Source organism: Dactylosporangium sp. NPDC049525 (assembly GCF_040676755.1).
GTDB lineage: Bacteria > Actinomycetota > Actinomycetes > Mycobacteriales > Micromonosporaceae > Dactylosporangium.
In genome coordinates this window covers 58,349-72,082 of the sequence record NZ_JBFAPO010000003.1, presented here as the reverse complement: position 1 = coordinate 72,082, position 13,734 = coordinate 58,349, and the positions used below count along the sequence as shown (strand labels likewise).

Here is a 13,734-nt window from a genome sequence, read left to right as displayed (position 1 = left end):
CGGCCACCAGCGCAGACAAGAAACGCGGACGAGCAATCAGTCCAGGGCGACGCGCAGGTGGCGTGGGCCGCGCAGGACGGCGCTCGGGCGGTATTCGGGCGGGTCCTCCAGGAGGCGGGCCCGCTCGAGCACGGGCGCCAGGGCCCGCAGCGCCACCTGCGCCTCCAGGCGGGCCATGGGTGCACCGAAGCAGTAGTGGATGCCGTCGCCGAAGCCGAGATGCTGCACCGGGCGGCGGTCCGGGTCGAAGCGGTCCGGGTCGCTGATGTGGCCCGGGTCGCGGTTCCCGGCAGCGAGCACCAGGGTGATCGCGGCACCCCGCGGGATGGTGGTGTCGCCGATGGGGATGTCGTCGAGCGCGGTGCGCCACGGCAGGAACTGCACCGGCGGGTCCCAGCGCAGGACCTCCTCGACGAGCGGCACCGCGAACGCCGGGTCGGCCAGGAGCCGGTCCAGCCAGCGCGGCTGGCGCAGCAGCACCAGCGAGGCGTTGGCGATGAGGTTGACGGTCGTCTCGTGCCCGGCGACGAGCAGCAGCAGCGCGGTGCTGACCAGCTCGTCGCGGGTGAGCCGGCCCTCGGGGCCGTCGTCGGTGGCCAGGGACCGCAGCAGGCCCGGCTCCGGGTCGGCGTCGACGAGATCGCCGAGGTAGTCCGCGAGCTCGCGGAACGCCCCCGACTGCCGGGGGTTCCCGGGTGTGGCGAGGGCAGTGTCGATCCACGCCTTGAAGCGGGGCTCGTCCGCCAGGGGTACGCCCAGCAGCTCGCAGATCACCAGGACCGGCAGCGGGTAGGCGAACTGGTCGACGAGGTCCACGGTCGAGGGCGGGAAGTCCGCGACGAGCCGGTCGACGATGCCCTCGAAGGACTCCTGGAGGTCCGCGACGAGCGTCGGGCGGTGCGGCGGGCCGAACTGCCGGGTGGCGAGCCGGCGCAGCCGGTCGTGCTCGGGCGGGTCGGTCCGCAGGAAGCTCGGCACCAGGCCGATCGGGTCGGCTTCGGGGTCGTAGGCGGAGCTGATCCGCGGGTCGTGCAGCAGCGCCGAGATCTCCCGGAACGTGGTCACCAGCCACGAGCCGTCGGGTTCGCGGCCGACCGGGGTACGGCGCAGCGACGTGTACAGCGGATACGGGTCGTGCCGGTTCACGGGGTCGAGGACCGCACCGAACACGGAGCCGACGGACGTCGTCATCGGGTCCCCCTCACGAAAGCCGCGGACCGGGAGCTGGGATCGTGGCCGGTGACGACGACGGTCGCGTCGCGGGCCAGGAACTTCGGGTCGGGCACGTCGGCGGCCACCGGCACCATCGACTCCGGCTGGTCGACGGTGGTGAAGCGCGGCGGGAACGGCGCGGCCTGCTCGATCAGCTGCTCGTAGAACGGCAGCCACTTGCCGTGGTTGAAGGTGACCGCGCCGGTCAGGCGGCCCTTGTACCCGTACGCGGCGGCGAAGCGGCGTTCCTGCACCGAGCCCTGGGTGACGACGACCTCGTCGGCGAAGGTGGGCACGCCGACGGCCTTGATGTTGGTGCCGAACTGCAGCGACCAGAACGACGGCATGTGCAGGTGCGGCCAGCGGTCCGACTCGTCGCTGATCATGTTGTGCGCGGCGACCTCGGCCTGGGAGACGGCGTTCGCCCAGTGTTCCAGGGCCAGGAACTGGTAGCCGAACATCGCGTTCGGTGCCCGGGCCACGTCGCCGGCGACGAACACGTCGTCGAGGACGAGCCCGTTGACGTCGAAGGCGCGGCAGCCGGCGTCGCACGCGACTCCCCACTCCCCGACGGCGAGGCCCGAGTCGTGGAGCCATTCGACGTTGCGGAGCCCGCCGAGCGCGGCCACCACGACGGCGACGTCGGCCGTGGTGCCGTCGGAGAAGCGCGCCCGGCGGACCCGCCCGTCCGGGTCGCCCTCGATGGCCTCGACGGTGACGCCGCAGCGCAGGTCGACGCCGTGCTCGCGCTGCAGGTCGGCGGCGACGGCGCCGACGACCCCGCCGAGCGCGCCGGCCAGGGGGGTCGCGGCGGCCTCGGCGACGATGACGTCCAGGCCCATCGACCGGCACGTCGAGGCGACCTCGGACCCGGCGAACCCGGCGCCGATGACCAGCACCCGCGGCGACGCACCGTCCGCCGGGAGCGGCAAGCCGGCCTTCGGGAGCGGGGCCGGCGGGAGCGGGGTGTCGGCCGGCGGCGCGTCGGTGAGGTGGGCGGCGGCGCCGTACGGGGCGAGCGCGGCCAGCCGCTGGTGCAGGTGCATGGCGTCGTCGCGGGTGCGCAGCACGAACATGCCGTCCAGCGCGGCCTCGACCGGGTCGGGCCACGGCCTGGCGCGCACGCCGGTGGTGATGAGCAGCCGGTCGAACGGCACCGACGTGCCGTCGTCGAGCCGGACCCGCCGCCCGGCGAGGTCCAGGCCGATCGCGGTGACGCCGAGCCGCCAGTGCGCGTCCAGGTCGGCGCGGTGCGGCAGCGCGGTCCCGTGCGGCGCCACCCGGCCGCTGAGGGCCTGCTTCGACAGGGGCGGCCGGTCGTACGGCTCGCAGTCCTCGCAGTCGACGAGCGTCAGCGACCCGGTGAACCCCTCTTCGCGCAGCGCCTCGGCGGCGCGCAGCCCGGCCAGGGACGCGCCGATGATGACGACGCGGGAGGGCCGGTCCTCGACGTTGACCGGCGGCATGTCGTGCACCGACAGCCGGTCGATCTGGATCGCCTGCACGGGGCAGGCGGCCGCCGCCCGGTCGATGCGGTCGCGCTGGTCGTCGGCGGGGGAAGGGTCGTACATGAGGGCCTCGTCGCCCTGCATCTGGAACGAGGACGGCGCCAGGAAGGCGCATTGGGCGTAGCCCTGACACTTGGTGAGATCAACTACCACGCGCATGAGCCAACGGTCACCCTCTGCCGCGGGGCTCGCCTCACCCGGTGAGGACGGCGGCCGAGCTGGGCAGGATCGCGCGGACGACGGTGCCGGCGCCCGGCGCGCTCATCACGTCGAGGGTGCCGTTGACGAGCTCGGCCCTCTCCCGCATGGAGCGCAGCCCGAGCCGCCCCGCCCCGGCGCTCGCGCCGGGCTGGAACCCGACGCCGTCGTCGACGACTTCGAGGACCACCCGGGTGTCGTCGCCGGCGAGCCGCACGGTGACCTGCGAGGCGCCGGCATGCCGGGCGGCGTTGCCGAGCGCCTCCAGGGCGATGCGGTACAGGGCCTCCTCCACCTGAGGGCTGACCGCGGGTTCCGCGTCCAGTTGCAGGCCCCATCCGGGCGGGACGGCGCCGGTGCCGGGCGCGAAGTGCAGCGCGTCGACGATGCGCCGCAGCGCCTCGGCGAGGCCCGCGCCGACCAAGGTCTCCGGGCGCAGCCGGACGATGATGCCGCGCAGGTCGCTGAGGCCGGCGCTGGCGGTCTCCTGGATCCAGGCGAGGGACGCCCGGGCGTTGGCCGGGTCACCGTGCATGAGCTCGGCGGCGGTGCCGGCGCCGAGGCTGATGCCGTACAGGGTCTGCACCACCGAGTCGTGCAGCTCCCGGGCGAGGCGTTCCCGTTCCCGGATGGCCTGGTGTTCGCCGGTGCCGAGGGCGAGCGCGGCCACCGCGGCGAACATCTCCACCCGGTGCGCCGGCGTGGGACGGCGCCGGCCTGCCGCGATGAGCACACCGGGGCTGCGCAGCACGCCGGCGGGGCCGGGCAGCGGCACGCCGCACAGCACACCCCTGCGGGCCGGGCGGGCGGTGCGTACCGCCTCCGCGACGACGGCATCCACGTCGTGCCGGGCGACGTCCGTGGGGAACGCCGACTGCGACACCGTCCGGACGGCGCCCGCGGCGTCCACGATCAGCACGGCCGTCGCCGGCAGGGCGCGCCGGGCCCGGTCGCACACCGCGTCGAGGACCTCGGCCGCCGGCGCACCGCCGCGCAGCATGGCGTGCAGCGCCGCGAGGTGTCTCAACTGGGTGCCGCCGCATGGACCGGCACGAGCCCGACCCGCATCGCGTACAGGGCGGCCTGCGTGCGGCTCTCCGCATTGAGCTTCTGCAGGATGTTGCTCACGTGCGTCTTCACCGTCTGCGGCGCGATGTGCAGCTCCCGGGCGATCTGCCCGTTGGCCCGGCCCCGCGCCAGCAGGACGAGGACCTCCTCCTCCCGCTTCGTGAGCTGCGGCGGGGTGGTCGGCACGTGCACGTCGCGGACCAGCCTGGCGGCGACCGCCGGCGACAGCTGCACCTGACCGGCCGCGGCGGCCCGCACCGCCCGGTGCAGCTCGTCGGAGGAGGTGTCCTTGAGCAGGTACCCGACCGCGCCGGCGTGCAGGGCGTCGGCGATGAGCTGGGGCTCGAGGTAGCCGCTGAGGGCGACGACCTCGACCCCGGGCAGCTCGCGGCGGATCACCGTGGTTGCCGATATACCGTCGAGGACCGGCATGAGCAGGTCCATGAGGACGAGGTCGGGGCGCAGCTCGTGGGCGAGGCGCACGGCTTCCCGCCCGTCGCCGGCGAGGCCGACGGTCTCCAGGTCGCCGCTGAGGGACAGGAAGCCGCGCAGGCCCTCACGGACCATGGCGTGGTCGTCGGCGATCAAGATCTTGATACTCATCGCCGCGCGCTATACCCCGGTGCGGCGTCGAATCACCACGTCCCGGGTGCCGTTCGGAGTACGCCAAATGGGGGAGGACGAAGGTCGCCGCCACCGACCGCCCATGGCGTGATGTAAGGCGCGGCCGGGGCGGGCACCGTTGCACCGTGACGCCCAACTTGCGCCGGCTGGGCCGGTTTTCGCTGGTGGGAGCCGGCGGTGTGGTGGTCAACAACGGTGCGTTGCTCGTGCTGCACGGGGGTTTCGGACTGGCGCTGCTGCCCGCCACCGTCGCCTCGGTCGAGCTTGCGCTGGTCACCAACTACATCCTGCACGAACTGTGGACGTTCCGGCGGCGCCGGCTGTCGCTGCAACGGTTCGCCTACTTCAGCTTGGCCGGTCTTGCCGCTTTGCCGGTCAACGTCGTCGCCGTCCAGCTGCTGGTCGCCCTCGGCATGCACTACCTGCCCGCGAACCTGATCGGCATCGTCGCAGGGTTCGCCGTCAACTTCGCCGTCAGCTCGAAGTGGATTTGGAGTGAACGCACCGATGGAACAGCTGGTGTTGACCATCCTCACCCTGATCTCGCTGGTGCTGACAGTGCAGGCGGCGCACGCGTTGTACCTCATGATCTACACGTGGGACCGGCCGGAGGCCGGAGACAGGGCGCGGGTGCCCGATCGACGTGCTACGCCGACACTCTCCTTCACCGCCATCCTCCCGGCACGGCACGAGGAGGAGGTCATCCAGCACACCATCGCCCGCGCCGCGTCCGCTGACTACCCACCACACCTGGTGCAGATCCTCGTGGTCTGCTCCGCCGACGACGTCGGCACGATCGAACAGGCACAGGCGCAGGTGAACCGGCTGCGCGCGATGGGACGCACGAACGTCGAGGTGGTCGTGTTCGACGACGGCCCGATCAACAAGCCGCACGGCCTCAACACGGCGCTGCGCTACGCCACGAACGACGTCGTGGCGATCTTCGACGCGGAGGACGAGGTCCAGCCGCAGCTGTTCGACATCGTCAACACGATCATGTCGGAGGAGGACGTCGGCTGCGTGCAGGCGGGGGTGCAGCTGATGAACTTCGACTCCAACTGGTACTCGACGTTCAACGTCCTGGAGTACTTCTTCTGGTTCCGCAGCCGGTTGCACTACCACGCGAAGAACGGCGCGATCCCGCTCGGCGGCAACACCGTCTTCTTCAAGCGGACCCTGATCGAACGGCTCGGCGGCTGGGACGAGTCGAACCTGACCGAGGACGCCGACATCGGCCTGCGGCTCTCCAGCATGGGCGAGAAGGTCCGGGTCGTGTACGACGACCGCTACGTCACGAAGGAGGAAACGCCACCGACGCTGCAGAGCTTCATCAAGCAGCGGACCCGGTGGTGTCAAGGCTTCATGCAGACCCTCGGCAAGGGCACCTGGAAGCTCATGCCGACCCGCCGGCAGCGGTTCCTCGCCTGGTACACCCTGGCGTTCCCGCACGTGCAGGCGATGCTCGGGATCTACCTGCCGGTGGCGCTGCTGTCCGCGTTCGTGCTGACGGTGCCGGTGCCGGTGGCGATGCTGTCATGGCTGCCGGTGCTCATGCTCGGCGCGCACTTCGTGATGAGCGTCGTCGGCCTGTACGAGTTCACCGGCGCGCACGGGCTGAAGGCCACCCCCGCCACGGTCGTGAAGATGGCGATCGGCTGGTTCCCGTACCAGATGGTGCTGTCCTACGCGGCGGCGCGGGCGCTGTGGCGGCAGCTCAAGGGTGAACGCAACTGGGAAAAGACCGCACACGTCGGTGCACACCGCACCGCGGCGGAGACGGCGGAGTTGACCAATGTCGGCTGACCTGCTCGACCGGCCCGGAACGCCGGCGGCTACCCCGAAGAAGACGGTCGCGCCGCAGACCCGCGGCTGGCCGCTCATCATCGTCAGCCTGGTCATCGGCCTGGCGACGCACGGCTGGAACATGTTCCGCTACCCGCTGTACCTCACCGACGAGGGCATCTACATGGAGCAGGCGTGGTCCGTGCTCCGTGAGGCGAAACTGTCGCCGTACACGTACTTCTACGACCACGCGCCGTTCGGCTGGCTCACGATCGCGGGCTGGGTCGCGATCCTGCCCGGCGGCTTCAACGCCTTCGGCAACGCCATCAACACCGGGCGCGTGCTGATGCTGATCGTGCACCTGGTCTCGGTGTTCCTGCTGTACGAGATCGTCCGGCGCTTCACCGGCAGCAAGGCCGGCGCGTTCCTCGCGGTGTTCGTGTTCAACGTGTCCCCGCTCGGCGTGTACTACCAGCGCCAGGTCCTGCTCGACAACCTGATGATGCTGTGGATCCTGCTGGGCCTGTTCCTGCTGTCCCGCAAGGACGGCCGGATCGTCACCGTGATGGGCGCCGGGCTGTGCTTCGGCCTGGCGCTGGTGACGAAGGAGAACGCGCTGTTCATCCTGCCCGGCTGCGCGTACCTGCTGCACCGCGCGATCAAACAGCAGCCGAACCGGCGCTTCGGGGTGTCGTTCTGGTGGTTCGCCGCCCTCGCCCCGGTCGTCGGCTACCTGCTCTTCGCGCAGATCAAGAACGAGCTGTTCCCGCAGGGCTTCAACTTCAACCTCGCCGCGGCCACCCCCGGCGACCACGTGTCGCTGCTCTACACCGTGTGGTGGCAGCTGCACCGCAACTCCAACAGCAGCAACGGCCTGTCGTTCACCACCCTGCTGCAGGACAGCTGGCTGTTCAAGGACCGCTACCTGCTCATGGCCGGCACCGCCGCGGCGCTGCTCGGGCTGTTCACGGGGCGGCGCAACAAGCGGCTGCGCGGGCCGCTGCTGGCCTGCTCGCTGATGGCCGTCGGGTACGGCTTCTACCTCACCCGTAGCGCCCTGCTCGACTTCTACATCGCGCCGATGGTCCCGCTGTTCGCGCTGAACCTCGGGATGTTCTTCGGCTGGCTCACCCGGCGCACGAAGCCGGCCGGTGCGGCGGTCCTGGTGGCCTGCCTGCTGGTGCCGGTCGTGGTCATGCCGGGCGGCTTCATGATCAAGTACAACACCAAGGGTGAGCTGGAGTTCAGCGACGCCTACCGGCTGCCGCTGACCCGCCTGCAGGAGCAGCAGGTCGCCTGGATCAAGGCGAACGTGCCGCCCGACGCGAGGCTCATCATCGACGACGACATCTGGGTCGCGCTGCACGACAACGACCCGCCGTACAAGTACGCGCACCCGCACTACAAGGCCACGTCGGACCCGGACGTGCGGGACAAGGTGTTCGCCTCCAGCTGGGAGAACGTCGACTACGTCGTGATGTCGAACAAGATGCGCGACGCCCTCGAGCGCGGTGGCGAGACCTGGATCATCGAGGCGATCGACCAGCACGGGACACCCGTGTGGCAGGCGACCCGCGGCGACGTCTCACTGCAGATCATCAAGATCGGTGCAACCTCGTGAGCGAGCTGGAGTGACGATGCAGACCCTGAAGCGCCGCATTGCACCGGCGAAGCGCCGGGCACCCACGGGCACGACCGGCAACCGCGTGTCCGGCAAACGCCGGTCCCGGAAGCGGCTGTCACGCCCGAAGATCTCCGGCCGCCGGCTGCTCGTCGCCGCCGTCGCCGTGTTCCTGCTGTTCAGCGTCGGGCGTTCGGTGCTGCCGGCGCTCGGCATCGAGGCGCCGGGGCTGCCGTCGTTCGGCGGTGGCGGCGACGACACGCCGACCACGCCGGTGACCAAGGCGCCGAAGGCGCCGACCGTCGACCTGAACGGTGTCATGGTGCCCGGCGGCGGCGAGCCGATGATCACGCTGAACCCGGGCCTGGTGCGCCTCGGCGGCACCGTCACCGTCAACGGATCCGGCTTCGACCAGGGGTCCGTCATCGAGGTGTACCTGGGGTCGCCCGCCACCGCCGCGCAGCCGTCCGGCAAGACGAAGCCGTCCAAGGGCGCCACGGCGAAGCCGGTCCAGGTGGGCACCGCGAAGGCCGGCAAGTACGGCATCTTCACGGTCAACTTCCCGTTCCCCACCAAGATGACCACGCCGGTGCTGGAGGTGACGGCCCAGGCCCGCGGCAGCGACAAGGTCGCCAAGGCCGAGGCGGCGGTCGCGCAGGGCGCCGGGCAGGCGACGCTGTCCGCCATCGTCGGCAAACCCGGCGACGTCATCAACCTGACGGTGAAGGGGTTCTCGCCGGGGGAGAACCTGGCGGTGTACTGGGGGCGCATCAATGGTGACCCGGCCCTCACCCTCAAGGCCGATGAGGATGGCTCTGTGGGTAAGACGCCGATCAAAGTTGGGGTGACGGCGGTCGGGACGACCAGTCTGGTGGTTGTGGGCAAGACGAGTGGCGCGGCGGCGAGTGCCCCGTTCCAGGTGCTGCGGCTGTACCCGTCGATCAAGCTCGCGCCGTACGCGGTGAAGGCGACCCAGTCGATCACCTTCTCCGGCGCCGGGTTCGCGCCGGGGGAGCGGGTCCTGGTGCGGCTGAACTCGGCCGGCGGGCAGCCGGTCATGGCGGTGACGACCGACGGTGCCGGCGGCTTCAAGGGCGCCGGGCTGACGATGCCCTACCAGCTGAAGGGGGCCCAGTCGCTGGTGTTCATCGGCGAGCAGAGCCGCGCCGCGACCTCGACCGGGTTCACGATCCTGCCCTACACGCCGCAGGCCCGCACCAACGCCTACGGCGGCCTGCCCGGCACGGTGGTCAACTTCTACGCGACCCAGTTCGCGCCGAACGAGGCCGTGCACGTGTACGCCAAGACGTCCAAGGGCGCCAAGGGTGACCTGGTGTCGGCGTTCCGGGTGAACAAGGCCGGCACGGCCCGCGCGGTCGGCCAGTACACCATCCCGGGCAACACCGAGAACAGCGTCATCTTCGAGCTGCGGGGGCAGCTCAGCGGCGCGGTCGCGACGGTCAACTTCAAGGTCGACAGTTCCGGCGGCCCGGTCGACATCCCGACGCCGACGCCGTACGTCCTGCCGAAGGATCTGGAGAAGTAACCCCGGTGTACTGGCAGGCATTTCGGGCCGCCCCGGAGGCGTTGGTCGTGCTCGACGCCGCCGGGGTGGTCCGGCTTGCCAGCAGCGCCGCCGAGACGCTCTTCGACCGGGCGACCGCCGACCTCGTCGGCCGCCGGGTCGAGGAGCTGTTCGTCGCCGACCCGCGGACCGCCCTCACCACTGAAACCGCTGCTGAGACCGCTGCTGTGACCGCCGCTGGGACGCCGGCCGGGGCCGAGCCGGTGTACACCACGTCCGCGATCCGGCGGCCCGACGGCGCCGAACTGCCCGTCGACGTGCGGCTGCGGACCCTGCCGGGCGACCCGAGCGGCCTTGTCGTGCTCGCCGTCGACGACCAGGGGTCCGGCGGGCTGTCCCGGGCCAGCCTGGAGCACCGCCTCGCCCGGGTGCAGCAGGCGGGCGAGGCGCAGGGGCAGGCGCTCGGCGACGTGATCCTCAACCAGGAACGGGAACGGGCCCGCATCGCCGCCGGCGTGCACGACGACAGCCTGCAGGTGATCACCGCGGCGATGCTGCGGCTGCAGCACCTGCGCCGCCGGCTGCGCGAGCCCCGCGACCTGGAGCTGCTCGGCAAGCTGGAGGACAGTCTGGCCCTCGCGGCCGACCGGCTCCGCCGGCTGATCTTCGACTTCCGGCCGCCGAAACTGTCCAGCGAGGGCCTCGCCCCGGCCACCCGGGACCTGCTCGACGGGCTCGCCGAGGACCATTCGTTGGTCGTACATTTGGAGAACCGACTGCGCGACGAGCCGGCGCTGCCCACCCGGCTGCTGCTCTTCCGGATGCTGCAGGAGGCCGTCGCCAACGTCGCCAAGCACGCCGACGCCGACCAGTGCACCGTAATCCTCGGCGAGCAGGACGACGGCTACCTGGTCCGGGTCGTCGACGACGGGGTCGGCACCGAACACGCCGACACCGACTTCGAGACCCCGGCCGGGCACCTCGGCCTCGTCCTCATGCGGGAGCGGGCGGCACTTGCGGGGGGTTGGTTCCGCATCAGCAGCGTGCCCCGGGGTAGTCCCAGCAGTGGCACCACCGTCACGTTCTGGGTGCCGCGCGGCGCCGACCTGCAATCCAAAGGAGCCGCCTGATGCGCTACCGCGTGCTGATCGTCGAGGACCACCAGGTGGTCGCCGAGGGCCTTGCCGCGCTGCTCAACGAGCACGACGAGCTGCGGGTCGTCGCGATCGCCGGCGGCGTCGGGGAGGTCGAGCACCTCGCCGACGTCGAGCGGATCGACGTGGTGCTGTGCGACTACTGGCTGCCCGACGGCACCGGCCCCGAGGCGGTCGCCGCACTGCGGCTGCACCTGCCGGACGTGGCCATCGTGTTCCTCAGCGCCGACAACAGCGACGAGGTGGTCCTCGCCGCCCTGGAGGCCGGGGCCGCCGGCTACCTGGTGAAGAGCGCCGCCGGGTCGGACGTCGCCGACGCGGTCCGCCGGGCGATCGACGGGGAGATCCTGGTGCCGGCCCGCCAGCTGGCGAAGCTCCTGGCCCGGCGCCGGGAACGGTCGCACCGCTCCGCGGAGCACGCCCGGCGCCTGGACAGCCTCACCCCGCGGGAGCGGCAGATCCTCAGCCTGATGACGTCGGGCATGGACAACCGTGACATCGCCCGGGAGCTGAACATCAGCTACACCACGGTCCGCAGCCACGTTCGGCACCTGTTGTCGAAGATGGGCGCCCGATCGAAGTTGGAGGCGGTGGTACGGGCCGCGGACTGGGGTGCTCCTACCGTTGCACCATGAGCATTTCGGACATTCGTACGCTGCCCTGAAATTTCCGTATCCGTAAGGTTTTGACCTGCCCGACGTCGTCGTACGTGAGGACAGGTCAAGTTGAAGCGTTCCCGTCTCGTGTGGCTCAGTGCCACCCTGGCGCTTGCCGCCGCCGTCACCGCCGGTTGTACCGCCATGAACAAGTCCGCTGACAAAACCGCCCCGCAGGCCGCCGGGCGGCAGTTGAAACTGCCGCTGCACACCGCTGGCAACCGGATCGTCGACGCCGCCGGCAAGACCGTCACCTTCACCGGCGTCAACTGGTTCGGCCTGGAGACCAACACGTTCGCCCCGCACGGACTGTGGTCCCGCTCCCTGGACGACATGCTTGACCAGATGGCCGCGCAGGGGTTCAACTCCGTGCGCCTGCCGTTCAGCAACGAGCTCTTCGACGCCGCGTCCAAGCCCAACGGCCTCGACTACCATCTCAACCCCACCTTGCAGGGCCTCAACGGCGCGCAGGTCATGGACAAGGTCGTCGAGGGCATCACCAAGCGCGGCATGATGGTGATCCTCGACCGGCACCGGCCGACCTCGCAGGGCCAGAGCAACCTCTGGTACACCGACAAGATCAGCGAGGACCGCTGGATCTCCGACTGGACGAAGCTCGCGAAGCAGTACCGCGACAACCCCCTCGTCGTCGGCGCCGACCTGCACAACGAGCCGCACGGCGAGGCCACCTGGGGCACCGGCGGCGACAAGACCGACTGGCGGGCCGCCGCCGAGCGGGCCGGCAACGCCATCCTCAAGGAGAACCCGAACTGGCTCATCGTCGTGGAGGGCATCGAGTCCTACGACGGCAACGGGTACTGGTGGGGCGGCAACCTGCAGGGCGCGGCCAAGTACCCGGTCCGGCTGAAGGACCCCACGAAGCTGGTCTACTCCGCGCACGACTACAGCCCCAAGGTGTGGTCGCAGCAGTGGTTCACCGACCCGGCGTTCCCGGCGAACATGCCGGCGCTGTGGGACAAGCAGTTCGGCTACCTCGTCAAGAACAACGTCGCGCCGGTGCTGATGGGTGAGTTCGGCGGCCGTTCCGTCGCGGAGACCGACGCCAAGGGCGGCAAGGACCTCGAAGGCATCTGGCAGCGGCACCTGATCGCGTACCTGAAGGACAACGGGCTCAGCTACACGTACTGGTCCTGGAACCCCAACTCCGGCGACACCGGCGGGGTCCTGAAGGACGACTGGAAGACGATCGACCAGCCCAAGATGGACCTGCTCAAGTCCTACCAGTCGGTGCCGGCGGCAAAGAAGCCGTAGGCCGTGGTCGATGGCCCTCCCCATGCTGTTACGTTCAGCATGGGGAGGGCCAATGCCTGTTCAAGAACGGGACACCACGGTCGGCGACCTGAGAGCGATCATCACGTCCGCGGAATCTCCACGGGCCGGGCTCGTGCTGATCGACGGCTCCGGGCCCGCGACCCGGCACGAGTGGATCGGCATCCCGCAGTGGCTCGCCGGCCGGGGCATCGCCACCCTGCGCCACGACAAGCCCGGCTGCGGCGGGTCCCCCGGCGACTGGCGGGCCCAGTCGTTCGCGGACCGGGCCGCCGAGGCCCTCGCCGCCGTCGCCGCCCTGCGCGCCGGCACGGGCGTCGAGCGGGTCGGCCTGATCGGCTACAGCCAGGGCGGCTGGGTCTCCCTGCTCGCCGCCGCCAGCCAGCCCCAAGCGGTCGACTTCGTGGTCACCGTGTCCGGGCCCGCGGTCGGCATCGCCGAACAGGAACGGGTCTCCACCGAACGGTCCCTGCGCCGGGCCGGCCACCCACCCGCCGTCGTCGACGAGGCGATGCGCTGGGTCGACGAGCGCGCCGCCCGCCTCGCCGTCGGCGACCCGCCCGCGGACGTCCTCGCCGCGCAGGCCGGGCACGCCGGCCGGGTCTGGTACGACGTGGTCGCCGCCGCGCCGTACGACACCGTGGAGACCCTCGCGTTCTTCGCCAGGACCCTGGCCTTCGATCCCGCGGCGGTGATCCCGCACCTGCGCTGCCCGATCCTGGCGCTCTACGGCGCCGCCGACGAGAAGGTGCCGGTCGAGCGCAGCGTCGCGGTGCTCGCCGAACGGCTGTCGGGGCTGCACCGCGGGCGCAACGCCGTCGCGGTCCTGCCGGGCGCCGGCCACATGCTCTTCGTCGCCGAGGGTGAGCACTCACCCGCGTTTCTGCCGACGCTGGGGGCGTTCCTCGACCTCGTGGCGCTCTCGTAGGGCGTCCGACCGGGCAACCCGCCGGACTTGTGTGGCCCGCCCACATAGCTCAGTGCCCGACGCCACTCCTAGCGTGTGCGAACACCGCCAGCAGGCGCTGGCCTTAACAAGGCGTTCACACAGGGCTTATACGGAGGAAGCGTGATTCGGCAGACGAGTGCGCCGCGG

At 71.0% G+C, this 13,734-nt stretch carries 12 protein-coding genes; 8 read left to right on the top strand and 4 right to left on the bottom strand.

Annotated elements, in window-relative coordinates; all coding sequences use genetic code 11:
- Positions 1-36: 36 nt before the first annotated feature.
- From AB0K00_RS06990 to AB0K00_RS06975, 4 genes are read right to left on the bottom strand one after another with little or no spacing between them, the layout of a single operon-like run.
- Positions 37-1,191, bottom strand: coding sequence for a cytochrome P450 (locus tag AB0K00_RS06990; protein WP_363516617.1), 1,155 nt, complete (start codon positions 1,189-1,191; stop codon positions 37-39).
- Positions 1,188-2,879 (bottom strand): FAD-dependent oxidoreductase, encoded by a 1,692-nt coding sequence (locus tag AB0K00_RS06985; RefSeq protein ID WP_363516614.1) that lies wholly within the window; start codon positions 2,877-2,879, stop codon positions 1,188-1,190. The genes AB0K00_RS06990 and AB0K00_RS06985 overlap by 4 nt, the downstream gene beginning before the upstream one ends.
- 34 nt (positions 2,880-2,913) lie before the next feature.
- Positions 2,914-3,945 carry a sensor histidine kinase gene (locus tag AB0K00_RS06980; protein ID WP_363516611.1) on the bottom strand — a complete coding sequence of 344 codons (1,032 nt, stop codon included), beginning with the start codon at positions 3,943-3,945 and terminating at the stop codon, positions 2,914-2,916.
- Complete coding sequence (locus AB0K00_RS06975) at positions 3,942-4,589, bottom strand: response regulator transcription factor (protein WP_363516608.1); 648 nt, start codon at positions 4,587-4,589, stop codon at positions 3,942-3,944. The genes AB0K00_RS06980 and AB0K00_RS06975 overlap by 4 nt, the downstream gene beginning before the upstream one ends.
- A 146-nt stretch (positions 4,590-4,735) precedes the next feature.
- Between AB0K00_RS06975 and AB0K00_RS06970 the strand changes: the two genes are divergently transcribed.
- From AB0K00_RS06970 to AB0K00_RS06935, 8 genes are all read left to right on the top strand, one after another.
- Positions 4,736-5,347 carry a GtrA family protein gene (locus tag AB0K00_RS06970; RefSeq protein ID WP_363516606.1) on the top strand — a complete coding sequence of 204 codons (612 nt, stop codon included), beginning with the start codon at positions 4,736-4,738 and terminating at the stop codon, positions 5,345-5,347.
- Positions 5,241-6,413, top strand: coding sequence for a glycosyltransferase (locus AB0K00_RS06965; protein WP_363516603.1), 1,173 nt, complete (start codon positions 5,241-5,243; stop codon positions 6,411-6,413). Before AB0K00_RS06970 ends, AB0K00_RS06965 begins: the two co-directional genes overlap by 107 nt.
- Positions 6,403-8,013, top strand: a complete 1,611-nt coding sequence (locus tag AB0K00_RS06960; RefSeq protein WP_363516600.1) for a glycosyltransferase family 39 protein — start codon at positions 6,403-6,405, stop codon at positions 8,011-8,013. Before AB0K00_RS06965 ends, AB0K00_RS06960 begins: the two co-directional genes overlap by 11 nt.
- 16 nt (positions 8,014-8,029) lie before the next feature.
- Entirely contained in the window at positions 8,030-9,559 is a 1,530-nt protein-coding gene (locus AB0K00_RS06955) for a hypothetical protein (protein ID WP_363516597.1), read from the top strand.
- 5 nt (positions 9,560-9,564) lie between these two features.
- Positions 9,565-10,668: an ATP-binding protein gene (locus AB0K00_RS06950; protein ID WP_363516594.1), complete on the top strand. Its 1,104-nt coding sequence runs from the start codon at positions 9,565-9,567 to the stop codon at positions 10,666-10,668.
- Positions 10,668-11,327, top strand: coding sequence for a response regulator transcription factor (locus tag AB0K00_RS06945; protein ID WP_363516591.1), 660 nt, complete (start codon positions 10,668-10,670; stop codon positions 11,325-11,327). The genes AB0K00_RS06950 and AB0K00_RS06945 overlap by 1 nt, the downstream gene beginning before the upstream one ends.
- A 90-nt stretch (positions 11,328-11,417) precedes the next feature.
- On the top strand, positions 11,418-12,620 hold the full coding sequence (locus tag AB0K00_RS06940) for a glycoside hydrolase family 5 protein (protein WP_363516588.1): 1,203 nt from the start codon (positions 11,418-11,420) through the stop codon (positions 12,618-12,620).
- A 52-nt stretch (positions 12,621-12,672) separates the two neighbouring features.
- Entirely contained in the window at positions 12,673-13,566 is an 894-nt protein-coding gene (locus AB0K00_RS06935) for an alpha/beta hydrolase (protein ID WP_363516585.1), read from the top strand.
- The last annotated feature ends 168 nt before the right edge of the window (positions 13,567-13,734 follow it).

Excerpts from the sequence above, each read along its gene's own strand:
- AB0K00_RS06990 (WP_363516617.1), bottom strand. The coding sequence starts at position 1,191 with ATGACGACGTCCGTCGGCTCCGTGTTCGGTGCGGTCCTCGACCCCGTG.
- AB0K00_RS06985 (WP_363516614.1), bottom strand. The coding sequence starts at position 2,879 with ATGCGCGTGGTAGTTGATCTCACCAAGTGTCAGGGCTACGCCCAATGC.
- AB0K00_RS06975 (WP_363516608.1), bottom strand. The coding sequence starts at position 4,589 with ATGAGTATCAAGATCTTGATCGCCGACGACCACGCCATGGTCCGTGAG.
- AB0K00_RS06960 (WP_363516600.1), top strand. The coding sequence starts at position 6,403 with ATGTCGGCTGACCTGCTCGACCGGCCCGGAACGCCGGCGGCTACCCCG.
- AB0K00_RS06955 (WP_363516597.1), top strand. The coding sequence starts at position 8,030 with ATGCAGACCCTGAAGCGCCGCATTGCACCGGCGAAGCGCCGGGCACCC.
- AB0K00_RS06945 (WP_363516591.1), top strand. The coding sequence starts at position 10,668 with ATGCGCTACCGCGTGCTGATCGTCGAGGACCACCAGGTGGTCGCCGAG.
- AB0K00_RS06935 (WP_363516585.1), top strand. The coding sequence starts at position 12,673 with ATGCCTGTTCAAGAACGGGACACCACGGTCGGCGACCTGAGAGCGATC.